We start from the raw sequence: 26198 nt of genomic DNA, 5'->3' as shown, positions 1-26198 counted from the left end.
ACGTCTATCTTGGGCGAGCCTTGCGGTTCCATCTATCCACTTTAAGCAGCATAAAGCGCACCAAAAGAGTGCGTAAGGTCACCCTATGACAGTCTGCAATTCATTACAGGTCCAGGCGTTCAGCACGGCCGATATCGCCGAGCAAATCCGCGCTACACCGGGCTGGGTCCAGCACTACCAACAGATGTCGCCGGGGCATTTCGCAGGCCGCGTTCGCTATCTGGACCTGCAGGGCGTGGAGATTTACGAGGAGCACATGAACACCCGGGTCGAGCAGAATTTCAGCGCGCCACAAGGCTCGCTGGCGTTCTGTTTCGACCGCAGCGACAACGCGCTGTACGTGTTGAACGGCGAAAGCCGCAACATCTGGATCACCCCGGAGAACTACCAGGAAATCGCCGTGGTGTTCGGGCCGGAGTTTGTCCAGCGCCATGCCCTGGACGTCGCCAGGCTTGAGGGGTTGTTCATGGCGCCGCTCAATTCACAGCAAAATGCCTTGTTCAGTCGCTGGCTCAGCGCAACCCTGACCCAGCTGTCGCAGACCTACGACCCGCCAAGCCGTGAAGCCTTGACCGAGCAGTTGCTGGACGACTGCCTGTTCATCCTCGACAACGCCTGTGTCTGCCTCGACCAGGGCGCACTGCAGCGCCGGGCCGGGGAGCGGGCGATCATGAAGCGGGTAGGGGAATGGGCGGCGGACAGCCCGGAAGAACAGCTCAACCTGCTGGCGTTGTCCCAGGTCGCCGGGGTTTCGCTGCGCCAGCTGCAACACACCTTCAAGACCTTCACCGGCATGGCGCCGGCCCAATGGCTGCGCCTGCGCCGCCTGAACAGCGCCCGCCGCGAACTGCTCAGCCGCACGCCGGCGCAAACCACCGTGGCCGAAGTGGCGATGCACTGGTCGTTCTGGCACCTGGGACGGTTTTCCAGCAGCTATCGGGCGCTGTTCAAGGAACTGCCGAGCGACACCCTCAAGCGTGCAAGCGTGGCTCAGGCTGTGGGGCGCGGCCGGCGTTAGAAGGTCGGTGGGGTGATCACCCAGATCACCACGGCGTCCACCTCGCCGGGATTGCCGTAGCGGTGTGGTTCCTGGCTGGAGAAACTGAAGCTGTCGCCTTCATTGAGTTGAAAATGGCGCTCGCCAACCCATAACTCGAAGCTGCCCGACAGCAGATAGCCGGCTTCTTCGCCGTCGTGGCTGTAGCTTTGCTGGCTGTAGGTGCCGGGGGGGAAACGCGAGTGGAGCATTTCCAGCTGGCGGTTGGCTTGCGGGGTGAGCAACTGGTCGACGATGCCGTCTTCGTAATGCACGTTCAGGCGGCTGTGCTTGCGCACGACGATACCGTCGTCTTCAGGATCGGTGATCGCCTCGCTGGCAAAAAACCATTGGATGGTCACGCCGAGACTGCGGGCAATGTTGAACAGCGCCGGGATCGACGGGTAGGCGAGGTTGCGTTCCAGCTGGCTGATATAGCCGGCGGTCAGCTCGCTCTGCTGCGCCAGTTCCGCCAGGGTCATGCCCCGACGTTTACGCAGGCCGCGAATCCGTGTGCCGAGGAAATGCGGTTCGGCGCTGCCGGTTGCGGGCTGGGTCTTACTGCTGTTGCTCATGGTTAAATCCGAACCGGGAGGAGTGGCGCAAATCCCTGTAGGAGCGAGCCTGCTCGCGATGGTCGCTAACGATGACGCGTACAGTCTGGTTCAACGCGGCGTTTTCGAGTCCATCGCGAGCAGGCTCGCTCCTACAGGGTTGGTGTCAGCCATCAAAGCCCCGGAGTATAAACAGGCTTAAAGCTCCCACGCGACTTTAAGTCCCTCGTAAATCGCTTCTTCGGCGGTACGCGGCGCCAGGCAGTCGCCGATGCGGCGAAATTCCACCAGTCCTTGCAGTTGCTCGCCCAGGGTATCCACCGGCTGATGGCCCTGGCACAGCACCAGCGTATCGACATTTTCCAGCAGCATCGGCTCACCGCTGGCGGTGTGCTGCAGGTAGACCGTGTTGTCGTCACAGCCGTACAACCGGGCATAGGGGATGATCGGAATGGCGAGCTTGTGCAGCTCGCCGGCCAGTTGATCGCGCACGTACAGCGGCAGGTTTTCCCCGCAATGGGTGCCGTTGACTGCCAATTGCACCTGATGCCCGGCACGGGTCAGGCGCTCGGCGATACCGGGGCCGATCCAGTCGCAGCGCCAGTCGACCACCACCACCGAACGGCCGATTTTTACCTCGTCTCGCAGCACTTGCCAGGCATCCACCACCTGCAGTTCGCCACCGCGCTCGAAGGGCGGCCAATAGGGTTCGGCACCCGTGGCGACGATCACCATGTCCGGTTTCTCCTGCTCCACCAGTGCGCGGTCGACCCGTGTATTGCGCACCACACGCACCCCGGCCAATTGCATTTCCCGTTGCAGGTTGGTGCTGGCACCGCCGAATTCGCTGCGCCGTGGCAGCAGTTGCGCGAGCAGCACCTGGCCGCCCAGTTGCGCGCTGGCCTCGTACAGCGTCACCTCATGTCCGCGCTGGGCGGCCACGGCAGCGGCTTTCATCCCGGCCGGGCCACCGCCGGCAATCATGATGCGTTTGCGTTTTACAGTCGGTTGGCGTTGGCCAAAAATCAACTCACGGCCGGTTTCCGGGTGCTGGATGCAGGAAATCGGCAAGCCCTTGTGGAAGTGCCCGATGCACGCCTGGTTGCAGGCAATGCACGCACGCACATCTTCGACGCGGCCGACGTCGGTCTTGTTGGGCATTTGTGGATCGCAGATCAACGCCCGGGTCATGCCGCACACATCGGCCTGACCGCGAGCCAGGATCAACTCGGCTTCCTGGGGTTGGTTGATGCGCCCGGTGACGAACAACGGAATATTCAAACCTGCCTTGAAGGTGCCGGCCTCCCTGGCCAGGTACGCCGCTTCGATCGCCATCGGCGGCACGATGTGTACGGCACCGCCGAGTGATGCCGAGGTGCCGGCGACGATGTGTACGTAGTCCAGTTGCGCTTGCAGCGATTGCACGGCAGCCAGGGACTCGTCCTCGGTCAGCCCCTCGGGGTCGCGTTCATCGGCGGAGATGCGCAGGCCGATGATGAATTGATCGTCAGTCGCAGCCCGGATGGCGGCAATGACTTCACGCAGGAAACGCAGGCGCTGCTCCAGCTCGCCGTTGTAGCCATCGGTGCGCCGGTTGACTCGCGGGTTAATGAACTGCGCCGGCAGGTAACCGTGACTGGCGACCACTTCCACGCCATCGATGCCGGCCTGGTGCAGGCGTCGGGCCGCCGCCGCGTAACCTTGGACAATCTCGTCGATCATCGCCTGGTCCAGCGCCCGTGGCATCACCCGGAAGCGCTCGTTAGGCACCGCCGACGCCGAGTAAGCCACCGCCAGCAGACCGTCGCTGGACTCCATGATTTCCCGCCCCGGATGGAACACCTGCGACAGCACCAGGGTGCCATGGGCGTGGCAGGTTTGCGCCAGTTTGCGGTAGCCCTCGATGCATTCATCGCCGGTGGCCATCAGCACATGGGAGGTGTACCGCGCACTGTCATGCACCCCGGCCACCTGCAGCACGATCAGTCCGACACCACCTTCGGCCCGTGCCCGGTGATAGGCAATCAGCTGCTCGTTGACCAGGTTGTCAGTGGGCATGGAGGTGTCGTGACCGCTGGACATGATGCGGTTTTTCAGGCGCTTGCCACGGATCTGCAAGGGTTCGAACAGGTGCGCGAAGGCAGGTGTCGGGGTCGGCATGGTACGGGCACTCCAGGCAGCAGATTTCGGCGTTGTTATTATTGTTCTATAGAAATTTACCTTCAGTAAAAAATCAACTTGTTTTTTTACTTGGCCTTGATTAGCTTCGTGTCGTGCCCGCTCCTGGGGCGAACCTCACCAACAATAAAAAAGGGCCATGTCGACCTCGGGTCGAGTGGCACCTGCACGAGGAACCACTGATGAAATCGAATACGCTCAAGCACGGTTTTTATCCCCTGGCATTGACCCTGGCCATGAGCCTTGGCAGCGCGCAGGCAGCATCGGACATGGTGGTGGTCGGTTACGGCGGCGCCGGACAAAAAGCCCAGGACGTGGCGTTCTTCCAGCCTTTTGCCGCGGTGGATCAAAGCAAGGTGATCCAGAGCGAATACAACGGCGAAATGGCCAAGATCAAGGTCATGGTCGACACCGGCAACGTCGACTGGGACGTGGTGCAGATCGAAGGCCCGGACCTGATGCGCGGCTGCGAGGAGGGCATGTATGAACGACTGGACTGGACGCGCCTGGGGCACGCCGACCAGTTGATCCCGGAGGCCGCGCAGGAATGCGGGTCCGCCGCGCTGGTGTGGAGCGTGGCGATTGCCTACGACACCGACAAACTGGCCCAGGCCCCGACGTCCTGGGCGGACTTCTGGGATGTGCAGAAAATCCCCGGCAAGCGCGGGCTGCGCAAGCGCGCGGTGTACAACCTGGAATTCGCCTTGCTGGCGGACGGCGTGAAAACCGAAGAGGTCTACAAGGTACTCGGCACCCCGCAAGGCGTGGACCGGGCATTCGCCAAACTGACTGAGCTCAAGCCTTACATCCAGTGGTGGGAAGCCGGCGCGCAACCGCCACAGTGGCTGACCGCAGGCGACGTGGTGATGACCTCGACCTACAGCGGGCGCATCGCCGACGCTGCGCAAAAAGGCAGCCACCTGGCGCTGGTCTGGCCCGGCAGCCTGTACGGCATGGACTACTGGGCAATCATCAAGGGCTCCAGGCACGTCGACCAGGCCAAGCGCTTCATTGACTTCGCCAACCAGCCGGATGCGCAGGTGAAATACGTCGAGCAAATTCCCTATGGCCCGACCAACATCCAGGCCGCCGCGCGACTCGATGACAAACTGGCGCAATGGGTGCCCACGGCGCCGCAGAACCTCAAGGGCGCGCTGTCGATGAACGTTGGGTTCTGGGTCGACCATGGCGAAGAACTGGAAGAACGCTTCAACGCCTGGGCCAGCAAATAATTACAGGGGATGGCTGGACCTGTCGAAGCGTCCAGCCTTACTGTCTGCCCAGCCGAACAGCCTGGAGAACCCGAATAATGAATAATCTTGCCACTGCCCAGACCGCCCCCGAGCGCAGCGCCACCGAACAGCGCCTGCGTGAAGAACTGGCGGCCTGTTATCGCCTGATTGCGCATTTCCGCATGACCGACCTGATCTTCACCCACATCTCGGTGCGTATTCCGGGGCCGGAGCATCACTTCCTGATCAATCCCTACGGGTTGATGTTCGATGAAATCACCGCGTCCAATCTGGTCAAGATCAACCTCGATGGTCATGCGGTGGAGTCATCGCCGTACCCGGTCAACCCGGCCGGTTTCGTGATTCACAGCGCCATTCACGGCGCTCGCGAAGACGCGCAATGCGTGCTGCACACTCACACCAAATCAGGGTGCGCGGTGGCGGCGTTGAAGTGCGGGCTGTTGCCGGTGAACCAGATTTCCATGGAGTTCTACGGCCGCGTTGCCTACCACGACTACGAAGGCGTGGCCCTGGACATGAGCGAGCAGCAACGGCTGGTGGCCGACATGGGTGACAAGCCGGTGTTGATGTTGCGCAACCATGGCCTGCTGACCGTCGGCGAAACCGTGAGCCAGGCATTCTTGCGCATGTATTACCTGGAAAAGGCTTGCGAAATCCAGCTGGCGGCGCAGGCGGCCGGGGAGTTGGTGTTGCCGCCGGCGGAGGTTTGCGCGCACACCGAGCGGCAGTTCAATGATCCGGGGCGGCCGTTGGACGACGGTGAGCTGAGCGACCCTGATGCCATGCAATTGGCTTGGGCGGCTTTGTTGCGGTTGCTGGATCGGGTGGCGCCGGGGTATCGGGACTGATCCAGATTCTCGGTCGTTCGGGCGGGCCTCATCGCGAGCAGGCTCACTCCTACAGGTGTGTGGGTGTACGCAAAATCCGCGAACGACCAAAATCACTGTAGGAGTGAGCCTGCTCGCGATGGGCGCGCCGCGTTCAACCTGACCAACGTCTGACTGGAGACCAACTACGCTCTTGCTGTACAGTCGTTCAACTCGCGGCCAAATTACGAGCCCCAACGATCGAGAACGCAGGAGCAGTCGCCCATGAATCAGGAAGCCCGTTTTTCCCGCATGGAACCGGAGTTGCGCAAGGCCAATCTGATCGAGGCGACGCTGGTGTGCCTCAAGCGCCATGGTTTCCAGGGCGCGTCGATCCGCAAGATTTCCGCCGAGGCGGGGGTTTCGGTGGGGCTGATCAGCCATCACTATTCGGGCAAGGACGAACTGGTGGCCGAGGCCTACATGGCGATCACCGGGCGCGTCATGACGTTGCTGCGCGACGCCATGGAGCAAGCGGCACCCACTGGCCGGGAGCGCTTGTCGGCGTTTTTTCGTGCTTCGTTCTGCGCCGAATTGCTCGACCCGCAACTGATCGATGCCTGGCTCGCCTTCTGGGGCGCGGTAAAAACGGCCGAGGCGATCAATCAGGCCCACGAGCATTCCTATGGCGAGTACCGGGCGATCCTGGGCAAGGTGCTCAGGGAACTGGCGCAGGAGGAGGGTTGGGAGCACTTCGATGCCGACCTGGCCGCGATCAGCCTCAGCGCGTTGCTCGATGGCCTGTGGCTGGAGTCCGGGCTCAATCCGGGGACCTTTACCCCCGAGCAGGGCATCCAGATTTGCGAAGCCTGGGTCGACGGTTTGCAGGCCGGTGGCCGGCAGCGGTTTTGCGTGCAGACGAGTAGCTGTTGATCACCTGTTCAGCAGTGGCTACTCTCTGGCGCTGATGCAAGCCCTCTAATAAGAAACAAGCAGGACACCCAGCAATGACTCCTCGGGTACTGATCGTCGATGACGATCCGCTGATTCGCGAACTGTTGCATGCCTACCTGTCCCAGGAAGGCTACGACGTGCATTGCGCCGCCACGGCGGAACTGGCCGAAACCTTCCTGGCAAGCGAAGCCGTCGACCTGGTCATGCTCGATATCCGCCTGCCCGGCAAGGACGGCCTGACCCTGACCCGCGAACTGCGGGTGCGATCGGAAGTCGGGATCATCCTGATCACCGGGCGCAATGACGAAATCGATCGCATCGTCGGCCTCGAATGCGGCGCCGATGACTACGTGATCAAGCCCCTCAACCCACGGGAACTGGTGTCGCGGGCAAAAAACCTCATTCGCCGGGTACGCCATGCGCAGGCGCCACAGCCGGTTGCCGCCGTTACCAAACCGGTCAAGCAGTTCGCCGGCTGGGCGCTGGACACCGACCGCCGGCGCCTGATCGACCCGGCCGGCAGCGAAACGTTGCTGACCCACGGCGAATACCAGTTGCTCAGCGTGTTTTTGCGCAACAGCGGCCACACCCTCAGCCGCGACCAATTGATGGACCAGATCCGCAACCGCGAGTGGGTGCCCAACGACCGCTCGATCGACGTGCTGGTCGGGCGCTTGCGCCGCAAGCTGCACGACGATCCCGCCGAACCGCAACTGATCATCACCATCCACGGCGCCGGTTACCTGTTCACTGCCAGCCTGGCGGCGTGACGCGGTGGGACGGTTGCTCTGGGTGCTACTGATGTTGTTGGCGAGCAACGTGCAGGCGGCGGACAAGATCCGCTATTGCGATTACCCGGTGTACCCGCCGATTTCCTGGAGCGACGGCAAACAGGTGCGAGGCCTGGCGCCGAGCGTGGTCCGGCAGTTGTTCGGTAAGCTCGGCTACGAGGTCGAGATCGTGGTGCTGGATAACTGGAAACGCTGCCTGTTGGACGCTGCCGAAGGCCGGGTCGATGTGGTGCTGGCCTACAGCACCGCGCAACGGGAACAGAGCATGCTGTTTTCCAGCGTGCCGGTGCTGCGCGAAGAGGTGGCGTTGTTCATCAATCGCCAGCATCCGGTGAAGTTCGAACAACTGCAGGACCTGGCCCAGTACCGTGGCGGCTTGCTGTTCGGTGAAAGCTACGGCGTGGCGTTCGATCGCATGGTCGCGGAGCACAACAACATCGAATGGGTCGCCAGCAGCCGGCAGAATTTCGGCAAGCTGATTCGCGGGCGCATCGATTTCATCACCCAGGAGCGCCGCACCGGCGAGCTGTACGTGCAGAACCTGCCCGGCGCCGAGGACATCGTGGCCTTGCCCAAGGCCCTGAGCGTGGACTACCTGCGGGTCGCCGTTTCCCGCCGTTCGCCGTTGGCCGCCCAGATGCCGCAGATCGATGCGCAGTTGCAGCGCATGGTGGATGCCGGTGATGTGCAGCGCCTGCTCGATGAAAGCGAAGTCATCTACCGCGACATGATCAACCTGCCGGCGAACGCGCAATGATCCGCGCCCGCCCCGGAGGACTGCTGCGGCGCCTGCTGTGGTTCATCCTGCTGTTCAGCCTGTGTTTTACCGTGCTTGCCAGCAGTGTGCAGCTGTACATCGAGTATCGCCGGGAAATGCGCGAGATCGACTCGCGCATGGAGCTGATTCGCGCCGGTTACCTGGCCAGCCTGGAGCGCAGTCTCTGGGACCTGAACCAGGAGCAGTTGAATGTGCAGCTGCGCGGCCTGGTGGATTTCTCCGACGTCGCCAGGGTGCACCTGACCGGTCCGGATTTTGACCTGGTGCAAGGCAATCCCGCGCCGGCAGGGCCGTTGCGCATCGAGCGTTTTGCCCTCGATTACCAACCCCCCTCAGGTCCGTTGCGCCATCTGGGCGAGCTCGAAGTCAGCACTGACCTGGGGGGGGTGTATCAGAGACTGTACGCCACCGGCTTGACCAACCTGTTGTGGATGGCGGTGTTTTTTTGCGGCCTGGCGGTGGCGCTGTCGGGGCTGTTTTATCGACTGGTGACTCGCCACCTGAAAGTCATGGCCGGATTTGCCCGGCGCATAGCCGCAGGGCAATGGCACGAGCCGCTGCGCCTGGACAAGCGGCCTGGCGCGCAAAACGACGAAATCGACACCGTGGCCCATGCCCTCGACGACATGCGCCGGGCGATCCTCAGTGACATCGACCGCCGGGAAACTGACCGCCTGGCCCTGCAGGACAACCGCGACGAATTGCTGCGAATGGTCGAGCGCCGCACGGCCAGCCTGATGCGCGCCAAGGACGAAGCCGAAGCGGCCAACCTCGCCAAGTCGCGGTTCCTGGCGACCATGAGCCACGAACTGCGCACGCCGCTCAATGGCATCCTGGGCATGGCCGAGTTGCTGCGTGGTGCCAGTCTCGAGCCGCAGGACAGCAAGCGCCTGGATGCGTTGCACAAGGCCGGCGAGGGACTGCTGACCATCCTCAATGAAGTGCTGTATTTCGCCAAGCTGGAGGAGGGCACCAGCCTCCCGGAGCCGGTGAATTTCTCCATTCGCCAGTTGCTCGACGAAGTCCTCACGCTGCTGGAGCCCAAGGCGCTGGACAACGACACGATCCTGCATTGCCGGGTCGATCAACGGGTGGCCGAACTTCACCACGGCGCCGAGCAATACCTGCGCCAGGTGTTAAGTAACCTGTTGGCCAACGCCATCAAGTTCACCGAAGGTGGCGACGTCAGCGTTGAAGTGGCGTTGCTCGCACTGCCGCAAGAGCAGCTCGGGCAACGTCTGCGGGTGAGTGTCACCGACAACGGCATCGGTATCGCCCCGGCGATGCAGGCGAAGATTTTCGAGCGTTTCACCCAGGCCAGCGAAGAAGTCGCGCAGCGTTATGGCGGCACGGGATTGGGGCTGGCCATCTGTAAGCACCTGGTGGAGAAGATGGGCGGCGGCATCGGCGTCAGCAGCGAAGTCGGGCGCGGCAGTTGTTTCTGGTTCGAGTTGACGTTGCAGCCGGCCATCGAAGCCATTACCCCGACGCCCACTCATGCCGCGGGCCCGGCGCTGGATATCCTGGTGGTCGAGGACGTGGCGCTCAACCGCGAAGTGGCCGAGGGCTTGCTGCAACGGGACGGGCATCGAGTCTGGCTGGCCAACGATGCTGAACAGGCATGGGTGCAATGCACGGCGCGCAGCTTCGATCTGATCTTGCTGGATGTGCATCTGCCGGGGATGAGCGGCGTGCAGCTGTGCGAACAGATCCGCAGCAACGACGGACCGAACCGTCACACGCGCGTCCTGGCCTTGACCGCCAGCGTGCAACCGGCGTTGGTGCGCGGCTACCTGGATGCCGGCATGGACGGCATTCTGGCCAAACCCTTGAAGCTGGAAAATCTGCGACAGGTGCTGGCGGGGCAGGCAACCACCGCGCCGTCCGGGGTAGACGACGCAGCGATGGACTGGCCGTTGCTGCAGACCCATCGCAGTTTGCTTGGCGAACAGAAAGTCCAGGGCCTGCTGGCCGTGCTGCGCGATTCGATCCTGCAACACCGTGAGGGGCTGAGCGAAGCCATTGCGGCAGACGATTGCACCGAAGTGGCACAATTGGCGCACCGCCTGGCCGGCAGCAGCGACTCCCTGGGATTTCGTGCATTGGCCGCGGTATTACGCAGCCTCGAAGTCGCGGCGCTGGGCCATGACCAACCGGCGATTCGATCGTTGGTGCCCCTCGTCGAAGCGCAACTGCAAGGTTCGCTGCACACCCTCAAAGGCCTGTTGCAGAGCTGACGTACAAATTTGTTACGACTTTCTACAACTTCGATCTTTACGTACAACAGGGCCTTACATGGCTTTCCAATAATCGACGCAACCGCCGCAGCGCGGTCTTCGAAGCTTATTGGAGATAATAATAATGAATTGCCGTAAAGCTGCTTCCTCCCTGCCTGATCTCCCGTCATGCGCTGCCCGTGTCACCCAGTCGGGGTGCCGGGCATGAACGAAAACACCGATCGTAAAGGCATACAGCTGACTCGGGCGCTGAAGAGTCGGCACATTTTCATGTTGTCCCTGGGCGGCGTGATCGGCACCGGGCTGTTCATGGGCTCCGGCGTGACCATCAACCAGGGCGGGCCGGTGGGGGCGATCCTGGCCTATCTGGTCGCTGGTTTCCTGATGTACCTGGTGATGGTCTGCCTGGGCGAACTGTCGGTGCAGATGCCGGTGTCCGGCTCGTTCCAGACCCACGCGACCAAATTCATCGGCCCGGCCACCGGCTTCATGATCGGCTGGGTGTACTGGATGAGCTGGGCCACCACCGTGGGCCTGGAGTTCACCGCCGCCGGCATGTTGATGACGCGCTGGTTCCCGGCGGTGCCGATCTGGTACTGGTCGGCGCTGTTCGTGGTGGTGCTGTTCGGCATCAACGCCATGGCAACCCGTGCCTTCGGTGAGGCGGAATACTGGTTCTCCGGCATCAAGGTGGCGGCGATTCTCGGTTTTATCGTGGTCGGAGTGCTGGTGATCTTCGGCGCAATCCCGCTGACCAGTGGCGCACCGGCGCCGATGATGACCAACCTGATCGGTGACTCGCTGTTCCCCAACGGCATGTCCGCGGTGTTCGCGGTGATGATGACCGTGGTCTACGCCTTCCAGGGCTGCGAGATCATGGGTGTGGCGGCGGGCGAAACCGACCAGCCGGAAAAAAGCATTCCCCGCGCCGTGCGCAACGTTGTGTTTCGCGTGCTGATCTTCTACGTACTGGCGATCGTCGTGCTGTCGGCCATCGTGCCGTGGCAGCAGGCGGGGCTGATGGAAAGCCCGTTCGTGCAGGTGTTCGACATGGTCGGCATTCCCTACGCCGCCGACCTGATGAACTTCGTGATCCTCACGGCGATCCTGTCGGTGGGCAACTCCGGTCTGTACGCCTCGACGCGCATCCTGTGGGCGATGTCGAAAACCGGCATGGCACCCAAGAGCCTGGCGCCGTTGAGCAAACGTGGCGTGCCGTTGCGCGCGCTGAGCATCACCTTGTGTTTCGCCCTGGTATCGCTGATGACCAGTTTCATTGCCGCCGACACCTTGTTCATGGTGCTGATGGCGGTGAGCGGGATGTCCGGCACGGTGACCTGGATCGTCATCGCCTTGGCCCAGTACAAGTTCCGCAAGGCCTACCTGCGTGACGGCGGCAAACTCAGCGACCTGAAATACCGCGCGCCCTGGTTCCCGGTATTGCCGCTGATGTGCATCACGCTGTGCTGCTCGCTGTTCGTGTTCCTGGCACTGGATGAAACCCAGCGGCCATCGCTGTATTGGGGGTTTGGATTCATTGCGCTGTGTTATGGCGCGTACTTCCTGTTCCACCGCAAGCGCGAAGAGGTGTTGGCGCCGAGCCTGCCGAGCGCATAAATCTCCGATTCAACCCATCCCCTGTGGGAGCGGGCTTGCCCGCGAAGGCGTCGTGCCAGTCAACATCAATGTCGACTGACAGATCGCTTTCGCGGGCAAGCCCGCTCCCACAGTTGTTTGTGGCGTTGCGTAGGTAGTTGTTCGAAGTTGTAACAACGCCAAGAGCTTGAACGACCATTTATTATGAATATCCAATAAAAACAGATAGATAGATTATTTTTCTGCTTGTTACAGCAAATCTTCCCAGCAATTGCCGCCTTACTGAACACTCGTTTAGTATGGCCTCAAGTCGCATCACCTCAGACCAATCACAATAATTCGAGGACTCGCATGACTACTCACGATTCTCTGCTCAGTCAGGTCGAAGCCGGCGTTGCCTGGATCACCCTCAATCGCACCGCCCAGCGCAATGCGCTGGACATCCCGACCCTGAAAAACCTGCACGCCTTGCTCGACGCTTTCAACGCTGATCCCGCGGTGCGCGTGGTGGTGTTGACCGGCAGCGGCCGCAGCTTCTGCGCCGGTGCCGACCTGGCTGAATGGGCCGAAGCCGAAGCGCGTGGCGCCCTGGAAACCTACGGCTGGACCGAAACCGCCCACGCCCTGATGACCCGCCTGCACAGCCTGGACAAACCGACCATCGCCGCCATCAACGGCACCGCCGTCGGCGCCGGCATGGACCTGACCCTGTGCTGCGACCTGCGCATCGCCGGGCAATCGGCGCGGTTCAAGGCCGGCTACACCAGCATGGCCTACTCGCCAGACGCCGGCGCCAGTTGGCACCTGCCACGGCTGATCGGCACCGAGCAAGCCAAGCGCCTGTTGTTCCTCGACGAACTGTGGGGTGCCGACCGCGCCCTGGCCGCCGGCCTGGTCGGCGAAGTTTGCGCCGACGATCAACTGCTGACGGTCACCAGCGAGCTCGCCGCCCGCCTGGCTGCCGGACCGACCTTTGCCTTCGCCCAGACCAAAAAGCTCATGCGCGAAGGCGCCGACCGTAGCCTGGCCGAACAACTGCAAGCGGAACTGGCCGCCGGCCTGCTGTGCGGTCGCAGCGAAGACGGCAACGAAGCCTTGCGCGCCGCCACGGAAAAACGCCCGGCACGCTTTATCGGTCGCTAAGCCTTGGCAAACCTCTAACAGCATACGAACAACAGGTAGCAGCATGAATTTCCAACTGACCCAAGAACAAGAAATGTTGGTGGACTCGGTACGCAGCTTCGTCGAGAAGGAACTGCTGCCCTATGAAACCGAGGTCGACCGCGCAGACGAAGTCTCCCCGGAACTGGCCGCGCAGATCCGTGGCAAGGCGATCGCCGCCGGTTTCTATGCCTTCAACATGCCCGAAGAGGTGGGCGGTGGTGGCCTCGATTACCTGTCCCAGGCACTGATCGAACGTGAGCTGTCCAAAGTCTCCTGGGCGCTGCACGTCTTCGTCGCACGACCTTCGAAGATCCTCATGGCCTGCAAAGGCGAGCAGATCAACGACTACCTGCTGCCATGCATCCAGGGCGAGAAAATCGACTGCTTCGCCCTGACCGAACCGGGTGCCGGTTCCGATGCCAACGCGATCAAGACCCGCGCCGTGCGTGAGGGCGACGACTTCGTGCTCAACGGCAGCAAGCACTTCATCAGTCACGCCGGCCACGCCGATTTCGCCATTGTTTTCGCCGTCACCGACACCTATGAACACAACGGCAAGAAACGCAACGCCGTGACCTCGTTCCTGGTCGACCGCAACACCCCGGGCATGACCATCCGCCGTGGACCGAAGTGTGTGAGCAACCGTGGTTATCACACCTTCGAAATGTTCTTTGACGACTGCCGTGTACCGGCCTCCAAAGTGCTGGGCGAAGTCGGCAAGGGTTGGGACGTGGCCAACGCCTGGCTCACCGCAGGCCGGGTGATGGTTGCCGCCAACTGCGTCGGACAGGCGCAACGGGCACTGGACGTGTCGCTGCAATGGGCGGCGGATCGCAAGCAATTCGGCCAGCCGATCGGCACCTACCAAGGGGTGTCGTTCAAGTTGGCCGACATGGCGACGCAAATCCGCGCCGCCGAACTGCTGACCCTGCACACCGCCTGGAAAATGGACCAGGGCACCATGACCGATGGCGAGGCCGGCATGGCCAAGCTGTTTGCCAGCGAAGTGCTCGGCCGCGCGGCCGATGAGGCGGTGCAGATCTTTGGCGGCATGGGCCTGATGGACGAAGGTCCGGTGGAACGTATCTGGCGTAACGCGCGGATCGAGCGGATCTGGGAAGGCACCTCGGAAATCCAGCGCCACATCATTTCCCGCGAACTGCTGCGGCCGCTGCTGCGCTGATCGCCCGGAGAATTGCCATGTCCCAGACCATTCGTGACAACCTCAAGCGCATGCTCGCGCCACGCCACGTGGCCTTTGTCGGCGGCCGCAGCATGGCTCGCGCCCTCAAGCGCTGCGCCGAGGGCGGCTACCCAGGCCAGATGTGGCTGGTCAACCCGCAGCACGACAGCCTTGAAGGCGTGCCTTGCGTGCGCAACATTGCCGATTTGCCCTGCGGGCCGGACGCGGTGTTTATCGCCACCAACCGCGACCTGACCCTGACCTGTGTCGCTGAACTGGCAGCCATCGGCACCGGCGGCGCGATCTGCTATGCCTCGGGTTTTGCCGAAACAGGCGCCGAAGGCCAGGCCCTGCAACAGCAACTGCTGGAGGCCGCGGGCGACATGGCCTTGCTCGGCCCCAACTGCTACGGCCTGCTCGACTACCTGCACAGCAGCGCGCTGTGGCCGGTGGCTCACGGCGGCAAAGCGGTGGAGAAGGGCGTGGCGGTGCTGACCCAGAGCGGCAACTTCGCCTACAACCTGTCCATGAGCGACCGCTCGCTGCCGGTGGCCTACATGGCCTCGGTCGGCAATCAGGCGCAACTGGGGGTGGCGGAACTGATGGACGTGTTGCTCGACGAGCCGCGTGTCACCGCCATCGGCCTGCACCTGGAAGGCCTGAAGAATGTCCCGGGATTCGCTCGTGCCGCGCACAAGGCGCTGGAGAAGGGCATCCCGATCATCGCGCTGAAAACCGGTGTGTCGCAGATCGGTGCCGAACTGGCCTTGAGTCACACCAGTTCGTTGTCCGGTTCCGATGCGCTGTACGACGCGCTGTTCGATCGCCTCGGCGTGATCCGCGTCAGCGGCCCGGTGAGTTTCGTCGAAACCCTGAAGGCGGCGGCCTGCGGCAACTTGCCGGCGGGCAATAGCCTGATCGCGCTGGCCTGTTCCGGTGGTGATGCCGGCTTGATTGCCGACTACGCCGAACGCAATGAGCTGGCGCTGCCGAAACTTGACCAAGGTCAGGTCGACGAGCTCGCCCAGGTCCTGCCGACCTACGCCAACCTGGTCAACCCGCTGGATTTCACCACCGCCATCTGGGGCGACGGCGAAGCCCTGGACCGCATGCTGGACAGCGCCCTGCGCACCGAAGCGGATGCGGCGATGCTGGTGCTCGACTACCCGGCGCAGTTCACCGGCGAGCGCAAGGAATGCGACCTGCTGCTGGACCTTTACTGCAAGGCGCTGGAGCGCCACGGCAAGACCGGTTTCGTCACCTCGGCGTTCCCGGAACTGCTGCCGCCGCACGCCCGCGAGCGTTTGCATGCCCAGGGCGTGGCGGCATTGCAGGGCGTCGAAGACGGCTTGGCGGCGTGGGGGCGCATCGCCGGTTACCAACGCAAGCGCCAGGCATTGCTGGCGCTCGGCGAATCGGCACTGGTGCCGCTGTGCCCGCAAGCGCTGGAAGGCGAAGGGCAATTGCTCAATGAATGGGATTCCAAGCAGGCCTTGCGTGCCTTTGGCCTGCCGACGCCCAACGGCGTGTTGAGCACACCGGAAAATGCCCTGAAGGACGCCGCGGCGCTGGGCTATCCGTTGGTGGTCAAAGCCGTCAGCGCGCAACTGCCGCACAAGACCGAAGCCGGTGCCGTGGCACTGAACCTCAAGGACGACAAGGCCTTGAGCGCCGCGCTGGACAAGATGCGCGCCAGCATCAAGGCCTACGCGCCGCAGGTGGCCTTCGATCAACTGCTGCTGGAACCCATGGCCAAACCGCCATTGGCCGAGCTGATTGTCGGCATCAAGCGCGAAAACGATTTCGGCCTGGCCCTGGTGATTGGCGCCGGCGGGATTCTGGTGGAGTTGCTCAAGGACAGTCGCAGCCTGCTGCTGCCGACCACCGACGGCGCGATCCGCCAGGCCTTGCTGGGCCTGCGCAGTGCCCCGTTGCTGCAAGGTTTCCGCGGTCGCCAGGCGGCGGATCTCGACGCGCTGGTGGCGGCAATCCGCGCCGTGGCCGACTACGCCTGCGAAAACGCCGCGCAGTTGCTGGAACTGGATGTGAACCCATTGTTGGTCGGTGCCGATGGCACGACCGCGGTCGATGCGTTGATTCGCATCGCCCATGTGTGAGGACCTAAACATGCAAAGCAAAACCTTGACCGGTGGCCAGGCGCTGGTGCGCCTGCTGGCCAACTACGGCGTCGATACCGTGTTCGGCATTCCCGGCGTCCACACCCTGGAGCTGTATCGCGGCCTGCCCGGCAGCGGCATCCGTCACGTGCTGACCCGCCACGAACAAGGCGCCAGTTTCATGGCCGACGGCTATGCCCGGGTCAGTGGCAAACCCGGGGTGTGCTTCGTCATTACCGGCCCCGGTGTGACCAACGCCGCCACCGGCATCGGCCAGGCCTACGCCGATTCGATCCCGATGCTGGTGATTTCCAGCGTCAACCACACGGCCAGCCTGGGCAAGGGCTGGGGCATCCTCCATGAATGCCAGGATCAGCGCGCAATGACCGCACCGATCACCGCGTTCTCGGCAGTGGCCTTGACTGCCGAAGACCTGCCGGAGCTGGTCGCCCGTGCCTATGCGGTGTTCGACAGCGAGCGTCCGCGCCCGGTGCACATTTCGGTGCCGCTGGACGTGCTGTCGGCAGCCGTGGCGCGTGACTGGAGCAACGAGGTGGTGCGCCGTCCGGGGCGTGGTCCGGCATCCGCCACTGCAATCGATCAAGCCGTGGCCAAGCTCAACGGCGCGAAACGACCGATGATCATCGCCGGTGGTGGTGCACTCAAGGCCACTTCGCAGCTGCAAGAGATCAGCACCCGACTCGCTGCGCCGCTGTTCACCAGCGTCGCCGGCAAGGGCTTGCTGCCACCGAATGCGCCGCTCAACGCCGGCTCCTCGCTATGTGTGGAACCGGGCTGGAACCTGATCGCCGAGGCCGACGTGGTGCTGGCGGTCGGTACCGAAATGGCCGACACCGACTTCTGGCGTGAACGCCTGCCGCTCAACGCCGAACTGCTGCGGGTGGACATCGATCCGCGCAAGTTCAACGACTTCTACCCGTGCGCCGTGGCCTTGCATGGCGATGCGCAACAAACCCTCTGTGGCTTGCTTGAGCGCTTGCCGTCCGAGGTGCGTGATGCCAGCGCTGCGATTGCCTCGGTCAGCGCACTGCGTGAAGCGGTCAAGGCCAGCCATGGTCCGTTGCAATCGATTCATCAGTCGATTCTTCAGCGCATTGGTGAAGAACTGCCGGAAAACGCTTTCATCAGCACCGACATGACCCAACTGGCCTACACCGGCAACTACGCCTTCGACTCGCAGGCCCCCCGCAGCTGGTTGCACCCGACCGGCTACGGCACCTTGGGTTACGGCCTGCCGGCCGGCATCGGCGGCAAGTTCGGTGCGCCGCAGCGGCCTGGCCTGGTGCTGGTCGGCGATGGCGGTTTCCTCTACACCGCGCAGGAACTGGCGACGGCCGTCGAGGAACTGGACAGCCCGCTGGTGGTGTTGCTGTGGAACAACGACGCACTGGGGCAGATCCGTGATGACATGCTCGGCCTGGACATCGAGCCCATCGGCGTATTGCCACGCAACCCGGATTTCGCTGCCCTCGCGCGTGCGTTCGGCTGCACCGTAACCCAGCCGCAAAGCCTCGCGGAGTTGCAGACCGACCTGCGCCACGGCTTCAAGCGCAACGGCGTGACCCTGATCGAACTCAAGCATGCCTGCGCGCACTGATCTGTATTTCAAGGGGATGAAGCCATGCGCTTTTCCGATCTGACTCAACGTATCGCCGGTGACGGCGCTGCCGCCTGGGATATTCATTACCGCGCGCTGGCCCTGCTGGAGCAGGGCAAGGACATTCTGCTGCTGTCAGTGGGCGACCCGGATTTCGACACGCCACAACCCATCGTCCAGGGCGCCATCGACAGCCTGTTGGCCGGCAATACCCATTACGCCGAGGTTCGCGGCAAACGCGCCTTGCGTGAGGCCATCGCCAAGCGCCACCGCCAACGCAGTGGGCAGTCGGTGACAGCCGACGAAGTCACGGTACTGGCCGGCGCCCAGTGCGCGCTGTTCAGCGTGGCCCAGTGCGTGCTCAACCCGGGCGATGAGGTGATCGTCGCCGAGCCGATGTACGTCACCTACGAAGCGGTATTCGGCGCTTGCGGCGCCAAGGTCGTGCCGGTGCCGGTGCGTTCGGAAAACGGATTCCGCGTGCTGCCCGAAGACGTCGCTACCCGCATCACTCCGCGTACCCGTGCACTGGCGCTGAACAGCCCGCACAACCCGTCCGGTGCAAGCCTGCCGCGCACTACCTGGCAAGCCCTGGCCGAGCTGTGCATCGCCCATGACCTGTGGCTGATTTCCGACGAGGTCTACAGCGAACTGCTGTTCGAAGGCGAACACGTCAGCCCGGCGAGCCTGCCGGGTATGGCCGAGCGCACCGCGACCCTCAACAGCCTGTCGAAATCCCACGCCATGACCGGGTGGCGGGTCGGTTGGGTGGTGGCGCCGCCGTCCCTGGCCGCGCACCTGGAAAACCTCGCGCTGTGCATGCTCTACGGTTCACCGGACTTCGTTCAGGATGCGGCGGTCGTGGCGCTGGAAAGCGACCTGCCGGAACTGGACGCCATGCGCGAAGCCTATCGCCAGCGTCGCGACCTGGTGTGCGAGCACCTGGCGGATTGCCCGGGCGTGCGCGCCTTGAAGCCCGATGGCGGGATGTTCGTGATGCTCGATATCCGTGAAACCGGGCTCAGCGCCCAGGCGTTCGCTGATCGTCTGCTCGATCGCCACGGCGTTTCGACACTGGCCGGTGAAGCCTTCGGCCCGAGTGCGGCCGGGCACATTCGCCTCGGCCTGGTGGTTGGCCCCGAACCTTTGCGCGATGCCTGCCAGCGCATCGCCCGTTGCGCCCATGAATTGATGGAGGCTCGGCTTCATGCTTAACCACAAAGCTTTGTTTATCGATGGACGCTGGCAAACCCCGTCCGGCCAGGGCAGCGCCGAGGTGATCAACCCGGCGAACGAAGAAGTGGCCGGCAGCGTGCCGCTGGGCGATGAACGCGATGTTGACAATGCCGTCGCCGCTGCACGCCGGGCCTTTGGTCCATGGTCGCGCACCCCGTCGAGCGTGCGTGCCAGCTACATCCGCGCCTTGGCAGATCAACTGAAGACCCGCGCCGATGAAATGGCCTCGGTGATCACCACTGAACTGGGGATGCCGGTGCAATGGTGCCGTTCGGTGCAAGTGGACGGACCGATCGTGGGGCTTGAGCAATACGTCGAGCTCGCGGGCCTGATGGACGAAGTGCGCGAAGTCGGCAACTCGCTGGTGATTCGCGAGGCGGTGGGCGTCTGTGCGTTCATCAATCCCTGGAACTACCCGCTGCACCAGTTGATCGGCAAGCTCGCCCCGGCGCTCGCTGCGGGTTGCACGGTGGTGGTCAAGCCAAGTCAGGAAACCCCGTTACACGCGTTTCTGCTGGCCCAGATGATCGAAGACATCGGCCTGCCGGCCGGGGTGTTCAACCTGGTCAGCGGACCGGGTTCCAAGGTCGGTGAAGCCCTGGCCAAGCACCCGGACGTGGACATGGTGTCGTTCACCGGTTCCACCGGCGCGGGCGTTCGAGTCTCACAGGCAGCCGCACCTTCGGTGAAGCGCGTATGCCTGGAGTTGGGCGGCAAGTCGGCGTTGCTGATTGCCGCAGATGCCGATCTTGCGGCTGCGGTGCGCTACGGCGTACAGGACGTGATGATCAATTCCGGCCAGACCTGCACCGCCTTGACCCGCATGCTGCTGCCGGCCAGTCGTTATGTCGAGGCGCTGGAGATTGCGCTGGAGGAAACCCTGAGCCTGAAGATGGGCGATCCGCTGGATTCGCAGAGCTTCCTCGGCCCGATGTGTTCCGCCGGGCAACGTCGCACCGTGCTCGATTACATCAGGATCGGCCAGGAAGAGGGCGCACGCCTGCTGTGCGGTGGCAATGCGGCGTCGGACTTCGAGCGCGGCTACTACGTCAGCCCGACGCTGTTTGCCGATGTCGACAACAGCATGCGTATCGCCCAGGAAGAAATCTTCGGCCCGGTTTTGTGCCTGATTCCTTATGACGACGAGGCGCAGGCGATCCAGATTGCCAACGACTCGCCGTTCGGCCTGTCCAGCGGTGTCTGGGCCGGCAGCACCGAGCGTGCCCTGCAATTGGGCCGGCAACTGCGCGCCGGTCAGTGTTTCCTCAACGGCGCGGCATTCAACTATCAGGCGCCGTTCGGCGGCTACAAACAATCCGGCAACGGGCGTGAATGGGGGGAAGAGGGGCTCAGCGAATTCGTCGAAGTGAAGGCGATCCAGGTGTGACTGTTGGCGATTCAAAGGTTTTGCGCACCGGGCCCTGGCCCGGTGTCTTGCGTGGTTTTGAACCGGTATTCCATTAGTTTTTGATCAGGGGCAATGCAATGAGCGATAACAAAAACAAAATTACTCAAGCGAACCATGAATTCAGTTTTCCGCGCCGTGACTTTTTGAAGTTCAGCGCAGCCGCTGCGGCAATCGCCGGGGCGTTCACCATGGGCTTGCCGTTTGGCGCCATGGCTGCCGAGGCGACGCCAAAAGCCGGTGGCGTGCTGCGTTTGGGCCTGGCTGGCGGCAGCACCACCGACTCCAAGGACCCCGGTTCCTGGAGCGATACCTTCACCTTCGTCGGCTTCTCGGCGGTCTATAACACCCTGACCGAAATTGCCGTGGACGGCACGGCGATCCCGGAACTGGCCGAAAGCTGGACCTCGACCCCCGATGCACGCGTCTGGACCTTCAAGCTGCGCCAGGGCGTGACCTTCCACAACGGCAAGAGCCTGACCGCCGATGACGTGGTCGCGTCGATCCAGCATCACCTTGGCGAGAAATCCACCTCGGCGGCCAAGACCGTGCTGGGCGACGTGGCCAAGGTCAGCGCCAATGGCAGCGACAGCGTGGTGTTCGAGCTGCACTCGGGCAACGCCGATTTCTCCTATGTGGTCGCCGATTACCACCTGGTGATCATGCCGAGCAAGGACGGCACGCCGGACTGGCAGGCCGGCGTCGGCACCGGCGGCTATCGCCTCAAGGACTTCGAGCCGGGCGTGCGCATGACCCTGGAACGCAGCCCCGATTACTGGAAGGCCGGGCGGGCGCACTTCGCCAGTGCCGAGTTGATCGCCATCGCCGACGGCGCAGCGCGGGTCAACGCACTGGTTACCGGGCAGGTGGACGTGATCAACAAGGTCGACCTCAAGACCGTGGCGCTGCTCAAGCGCAACCCGAACCTGATCATCGAAGAAACCAAGGGCGCCCAGCACTACACCTTCCCGATGCTCACCGACAGCCAGGTGTTCCAGAACAACGACGTGCGCCTGGCGATGAAGCACGCGATCAATCGCGAAACCCTGCTGGCGTCGGTGCTGCACGGCTATGGCCTGGTGGGCAACGATCACCCGATCCAGCCCGGCAGCCGCTTCATCAACACCGCACTGGAACAACGCACATACGATCCGGACAAGGCGCGCTTCCACCTGAAACAGGCCGGCCTGGATTCGCTCAAGGTCCGCCTGCAGGCCTCAGACGCGGCGTACACCGGGGCAGTGGATGCCTCGGTACTGTTCAAGGAGCAGGCCCGTGCGGCGGGGATCGACATCGATGTGGTGCGCGAGCCCGCCGACGGTTTCTTCTCCAACGTCTGGATGAAGCAACCCTTCACCACCTCGTTCTGGTACAGCAGCCTGACCGCCGACCGCATGTTCAGCATCGGCTACGCCAAGGGCGCGGCGTGGAACGAAACCCATTGGGACAACCCGCGTTTCAACCAGCTGCTCAACGCCGCCCGGGGCGAGATGAACGACCCGCTGCGCCGCGAGATGTACAACGAAATGCAGTCCCTGTGCCGGGATGACGGCGGAGCGATCGTGCCGCTGTTCGCCAGCTCGGTGGCGGCGCGTTCCAATCGCGTGGTGCACGGCGGGCAGACCGCGCCCTATGGCGAACTCGACGGCTTGCGCGTAATCGAGCGCTGGTGGCAGGCGTAAGCGTCCGCCAAAACAATGAAGAACCCCTGTAGGAGCGAGCCTGCTCGCGATGGCGTCGGCACAGTCAAAATCGATGTTGTCTGATCCACCGCTATCGCGAGCAGGCTTACTCCTACAGGGGTAATTCGCGGTCTTCCAAGGCGTGCCCAATCCAAGGAACTGCACGATGAGAAGTATTTTCAAGCTGTTAGGGCAGCGCCTCGCGTTAGGCCTGCTTTCGCTATTCGCGGTATCAGTCATCATCTTCCTCGCCGTCGGCCTGCTCCCCGGCGATATCGCCCAGGCCATGCTCGGTCAGTCCGCCACCCCGGAAACCGTGGCGGCCTACCGCGCGCAACTGGGCCTGGACCTGCCGCCCCTGACCCGTTTCGGGCACTGGATCTGGCAATTGCTGCACGGTGACCTCGGCGTGTCGCTGGCCAACCAGCGGCCGATCGCCGAACTGGTCGGCACGCGGTTGGGCAACACCTTCAGCCTGGCGCTGTTGGCAGCCCTGGTGTCGGTGCCTTTGGCGTTGTTGCTGGGCATGCTCGCGGCGTTGTATCGCAACAGCTGGTTCGACCGCCTGCTCAATACCTCGGCCTTGAGCGCGGTGTCGTTCCCCGAGTTCTTCGTCGCCTACATCCTGATTCTGGTGTTCGCGGTGAAGCTCAACTGGTTTCCGAGCATTTCCAACCTCTCGCCGAACGCCAGTCTGGGTGAGGTACTGGAACGTTCGGTGCTGCCGGTGGCGACCCTGAGCCTGGTGGTGATCGCGCAGATGATGCGCATGACCCGCGCCTCTTTGATCAACCTGTTGGCCAGTCCGTACATCGAAATGGCCCGGCTCAAGGGCATCAGCCAGTCGCGCATCATCTTCCGCCACGCCTTGCCCAATGCCCTGGCGCCGATCGTCAACGTGGTGGCGCTGAACCTGGCGTACCTGGTGGTCGGCGTGGTGGTGGTCGAGGTGGTGTTCGTCTATCCGGGCCTCGGCCAGTTGCTGGTGGACTCGGTGGCCAAGCGCGACATCCCGGTGGTCCAGGCCTGCAGCCTGATCTTCGCTGCCACCTACATCCTGCTCAATACCAGCGCCGACGTGCTGTCGATTGCCAGCAACCCACGCCTGATGCATCCAAAGGGGTAGACCATGAGCCTGCTTAAACAACTGGTCCGGGCGCCGCTGAGTGCGAAGTTCGGATTGCTGGTGATCGTTGTGTACATTCTGGTGGCGCTGTTCGCCGAGGTTTTGGCGCCGTTCGGCGAAACCCAGGTGGTGGGCGAGGGCTTCGCGCCGTGGGGCGGGCAATTCCTATTGGGCACCGATAACCTGGGGCGCGACATGTTCAGCCGCCTGGTCTATGGCGCGCGCAATACCCTGGGCATCGCCTTCCTGACCACGGTGCTGGCGTTCCTGCTCGGTGGCACCTGCGGCCTGATCGCGGCGATCAAGGGCGGTGCGGTCGATCAGGGCCTGTCGCGCGTGGTGGACATCCTCATGGCCATTCCGCAATTGATCTTTGCCTTGCTGATTCTCAGTGTGGTCGGCACCACGGCCACCTCGCTGGTGCTGGTGATCGCGCTGCTGGATGCGACCCGGGTGTTTCGCCTGTCGCGCGCCGTGGCAATGAACGTGGTGGTGCAGGACTTCGTCGAGGCCGCGCGCCTGCGCGGTGAAGGCCTGTGCTGGCTGGTGACCCGCGAGGTACTGCCCAACGCAGCGGCGCCGCTGATTGCCGAATTCGGCCTGCGCTTCTGCTTCGTGTTCCTGTTCATCAGTGCGCTGTCGTTCCTCGGCCTGGGCATCCAGCCACCGACCGCCGACTGGGGCAGCATGGTGCGCGACAACGCCGTGCTGATCACCTTCGGCGACATCAGTCCATTACTGCCCGCCCTGGCCGTGGCCCTGATCACGGTCAGCGTCAACTTCGTCGTCGACTGGATGCTGCACAAATCCAGCGGCCTCAAGGAGTGCTGAACATGACGACATCCAAACCTTTGCTGGAAATTCGCAACCTGCACATCGAAGGTCACTACGAGGACGCCTGGCATCCACTGATCAAGGGCATCGACCTGACCCTGCAACGCGGTGAGGTGCTGGGGCTGATCGGTGAGTCCGGGGCGGGCAAATCGACCCTGGGCCTGTCCGCCATGGGCTACACCCGCGACGGCTGCAAGATCACCGGCGGTACGGTGCATTTCGACGGCATCGACCTGCTCAAGGCCAAACCCGAAGCCTTGCGCAAACTGCGCGGCCTGCGCATCGCCTACGTCGCGCAGAGTGCGGCAGCCTCGTTCAACCCGGCCCATCGCTTGATCGATCAGCACGTGGAATCGGCGGTGAAGAACGGCGGCATCAGCCGTGAACAGGCCATGCGCGAGGCGGTGGAGTTGTATCGCGTGCTGCGCCTGCCCAACCCCGAACAGATCGGCCAGCGTTACCCGCACCAGGTCTCCGGCGGCCAGCTGCAACGGGTCATGACCGCCATGGCGATGGCCTGCCACCCGGACCTGATCATCTTCGACGAACCGACCACCGCGCTCGACGTCACCACCCAGATCGAAGTGCTGGCGGCGATTCGCGATGCGGTGAAGACCTACGGCAGTGCGGCGATCTACATCAGCCACGACCTGGCGGTGGTGGCGCAGATGGCCGACCGCATCATGGTGCTGCGCCACGGCAAACTGGTGGAGGAGGCCGAGACCCGCAAGATGCTCGGCGATCCGCAAGAGGACTACACCAAGTCATTGTGGGCGGTGCGCAGTTTCCGTACCGAACCCAAACCCTGTCCGCAACAGGAAAAACCGCTGCTGGAACTGCGCAACAGCTGCGCCAGCTACGGCCAGCAACCGGTGCTGCATGACGTGTCCTTGAAGCTGTATCGCGGCCAGACCCTGGCGGTCATCGGAGAATCCGGCAGCGGCAAAAGCTCCACGGCGCGGTTGATCACCGGTTTGTTGCCACCGACTTACGGGCAAGTGCTGTATGACGGCGAGCCGCTGCCCGCGGACTTTCGCCAGCGCAGCAAGGAGCAACTGCGCCGTGTGCAAATGATTTACCAGATCCCGGACACGGCGCTGAACCCGCGCCAGCGCATCGTCGACATCATCGGCCGGCCGTTGACCTTCTACCTGGGGCTCAGGGGCAAGGCCATGCGCGCGCGGGTGGCCGAATTGCTGGAAATGATCGAACTCGATCCCGCGACCTTCATGGAGCGCCAGCCCCGGGAGTTGTCCGGTGGACAAAAGCAACGAATCTGCATCGCCCGGGCCCTGGCCGCCGATCCACAACTGATCATCTGCGACGAAGTCACCTCGGCCCTCGATCAACTGGTGGCCGAAGGCGTGCTCAAGCTGCTCAACCGCATTCAGCAACAGCTCGGCGTGGCGTACCTGTTCATCACCCATGACGTCGCCACCGTGCGCGCGATTGCCGACGAAGTGCTGGTGATGCAACGGGGCAGGGTGGTGGATCACGGCTCGCGCAGTGCTATTTTCACGCCACCGCACCAGGATTACACCGGCCTGCTGTTTTCCTCCGAACCGCAAATGGACCCCGACTGGCTCGACCGCCTGCTGGCCAGCCGCGCCACCCCGAATTCAAACCCTATGCTGGAAAAAGTCTAAGGAA

General features: G+C 63.1%; 20 protein-coding genes. 18 read left to right on the top strand and 2 right to left on the bottom strand.

Annotated elements, in window-relative coordinates:
- The first annotated feature begins 85 nt into the window (after positions 1 to 85).
- A complete protein-coding gene (locus OH720_RS17115; RefSeq protein WP_008059658.1) occupies positions 86 to 1018 on the top strand; it encodes a helix-turn-helix domain-containing protein in 933 nt (310 codons plus the stop codon).
- Here OH720_RS17115 and OH720_RS17110 read toward each other — a convergent pair.
- Positions 1015 to 1611, bottom strand: coding sequence for a cupin domain-containing protein (locus OH720_RS17110; protein WP_272602140.1), 597 nt, complete (start codon positions 1609 to 1611; stop codon positions 1015 to 1017). The two genes, OH720_RS17115 and OH720_RS17110, sit on opposite strands and share 4 nt — an antisense overlap.
- Positions 1612 to 1788: 177 nt before the next feature.
- A complete protein-coding gene (locus OH720_RS17105; RefSeq protein ID WP_272602139.1) occupies positions 1789 to 3750 on the bottom strand; it encodes an oxidoreductase in 1962 nt (653 codons plus the stop codon).
- Positions 3751 to 3950: 200 nt separating this feature from the next.
- Between OH720_RS17105 and OH720_RS17100 the strand changes: the two genes are divergently transcribed.
- The 17 genes from OH720_RS17100 to OH720_RS17020 all read left to right on the top strand — a co-directional run bounded on the left by OH720_RS17100 (position 3951) and on the right by OH720_RS17020 (position 26194).
- On the top strand, positions 3951 to 5000 hold the full coding sequence (locus OH720_RS17100) for an ABC transporter substrate-binding protein (protein WP_272602138.1): 1050 nt from the start codon (positions 3951 to 3953) through the stop codon (positions 4998 to 5000).
- 77 nt (positions 5001 to 5077) lie between these two features.
- Complete coding sequence (locus OH720_RS17095; RefSeq protein ID WP_272602137.1) at positions 5078 to 5869, top strand: class II aldolase/adducin family protein; 792 nt, start codon at positions 5078 to 5080, stop codon at positions 5867 to 5869.
- A 243-nt stretch (positions 5870 to 6112) separates the two neighbouring features.
- Entirely contained in the window at positions 6113 to 6760 is a 648-nt protein-coding gene (locus OH720_RS17090; RefSeq protein ID WP_008059671.1) for a TetR family transcriptional regulator C-terminal domain-containing protein, read from the top strand.
- A gap of 74 nt (positions 6761 to 6834) precedes the next feature.
- Complete coding sequence (locus OH720_RS17085) at positions 6835 to 7551, top strand: response regulator (RefSeq protein WP_272602136.1); 717 nt, start codon at positions 6835 to 6837, stop codon at positions 7549 to 7551.
- A gap of 31 nt (positions 7552 to 7582) precedes the next feature.
- Positions 7583 to 8329 carry a substrate-binding periplasmic protein gene (locus OH720_RS17080; protein ID WP_442967197.1) on the top strand — a complete coding sequence of 249 codons (747 nt, stop codon included), beginning with the start codon at positions 7583 to 7585 and terminating at the stop codon, positions 8327 to 8329.
- A complete protein-coding gene (locus OH720_RS17075) occupies positions 8326 to 10587 on the top strand; it encodes an ATP-binding protein (protein WP_272602134.1) in 2262 nt (753 codons plus the stop codon). The genes OH720_RS17080 and OH720_RS17075 overlap by 4 nt, the downstream gene beginning before the upstream one ends.
- Positions 10588 to 10791: 204 nt before the next feature.
- A complete protein-coding gene (locus tag OH720_RS17070; RefSeq protein WP_272602133.1) occupies positions 10792 to 12204 on the top strand; it encodes an amino acid permease in 1413 nt (470 codons plus the stop codon).
- 330 nt (positions 12205 to 12534) lie between these two features.
- Positions 12535 to 13326, top strand: coding sequence for an enoyl-CoA hydratase/isomerase family protein (locus OH720_RS17065; RefSeq protein WP_008063724.1), 792 nt, complete (start codon positions 12535 to 12537; stop codon positions 13324 to 13326).
- A 43-nt stretch (positions 13327 to 13369) separates the two neighbouring features.
- Positions 13370 to 14530: an acyl-CoA dehydrogenase family protein gene (locus OH720_RS17060; RefSeq protein WP_272602132.1), complete on the top strand. Its 1161-nt coding sequence runs from the start codon at positions 13370 to 13372 to the stop codon at positions 14528 to 14530.
- A 17-nt stretch (positions 14531 to 14547) separates the two neighbouring features.
- The gene (locus OH720_RS17055; protein ID WP_272602131.1) at positions 14548 to 16647 is read left to right on the top strand and encodes an acetate--CoA ligase family protein; all 2100 of its coding nucleotides are present in this window, start codon (positions 14548 to 14550) and stop codon (positions 16645 to 16647) included.
- A gap of 10 nt (positions 16648 to 16657) precedes the next feature.
- Positions 16658 to 18265: a 5-guanidino-2-oxopentanoate decarboxylase gene (locus OH720_RS17050; protein ID WP_272602130.1), complete on the top strand. Its 1608-nt coding sequence runs from the start codon at positions 16658 to 16660 to the stop codon at positions 18263 to 18265.
- Between the two features lie 24 nt (positions 18266 to 18289).
- Complete coding sequence (locus tag OH720_RS17045) at positions 18290 to 19480, top strand: pyridoxal phosphate-dependent aminotransferase (RefSeq protein ID WP_272602129.1); 1191 nt, start codon at positions 18290 to 18292, stop codon at positions 19478 to 19480.
- Complete coding sequence (locus tag OH720_RS17040; protein ID WP_272602128.1) at positions 19473 to 20888, top strand: aldehyde dehydrogenase family protein; 1416 nt, start codon at positions 19473 to 19475, stop codon at positions 20886 to 20888. Before OH720_RS17045 ends, OH720_RS17040 begins: the two co-directional genes overlap by 8 nt.
- Before the next feature lie 98 nt (positions 20889 to 20986).
- Positions 20987 to 22588 carry an ABC transporter substrate-binding protein gene (locus OH720_RS17035; RefSeq protein ID WP_272602127.1) on the top strand — a complete coding sequence of 534 codons (1602 nt, stop codon included), beginning with the start codon at positions 20987 to 20989 and terminating at the stop codon, positions 22586 to 22588.
- 166 nt (positions 22589 to 22754) lie between these two features.
- The gene (locus OH720_RS17030) at positions 22755 to 23714 is read left to right on the top strand and encodes an ABC transporter permease (protein WP_008063713.1); all 960 of its coding nucleotides are present in this window, start codon (positions 22755 to 22757) and stop codon (positions 23712 to 23714) included.
- 3 nt (positions 23715 to 23717) lie between these two features.
- Positions 23718 to 24545: an ABC transporter permease gene (locus OH720_RS17025; RefSeq protein WP_272602126.1), complete on the top strand. Its 828-nt coding sequence runs from the start codon at positions 23718 to 23720 to the stop codon at positions 24543 to 24545.
- Between the two features lie 2 nt (positions 24546 to 24547).
- Positions 24548 to 26194 (top strand): ABC transporter ATP-binding protein, encoded by a 1647-nt coding sequence (locus OH720_RS17020; RefSeq protein WP_008063711.1) that lies wholly within the window; start codon positions 24548 to 24550, stop codon positions 26192 to 26194.
- Positions 26195 to 26198: the final 4 nt, after the last annotated feature.

The organism is Pseudomonas sp. WJP1, assembly GCF_028471945.1.
Lineage (GTDB): Bacteria > Pseudomonadota > Gammaproteobacteria > Pseudomonadales > Pseudomonadaceae > Aquipseudomonas.
The sequence above is the reverse complement of the archived record's forward strand: the minus strand, read 5'-3'. Positions and strand labels throughout refer to the sequence as shown.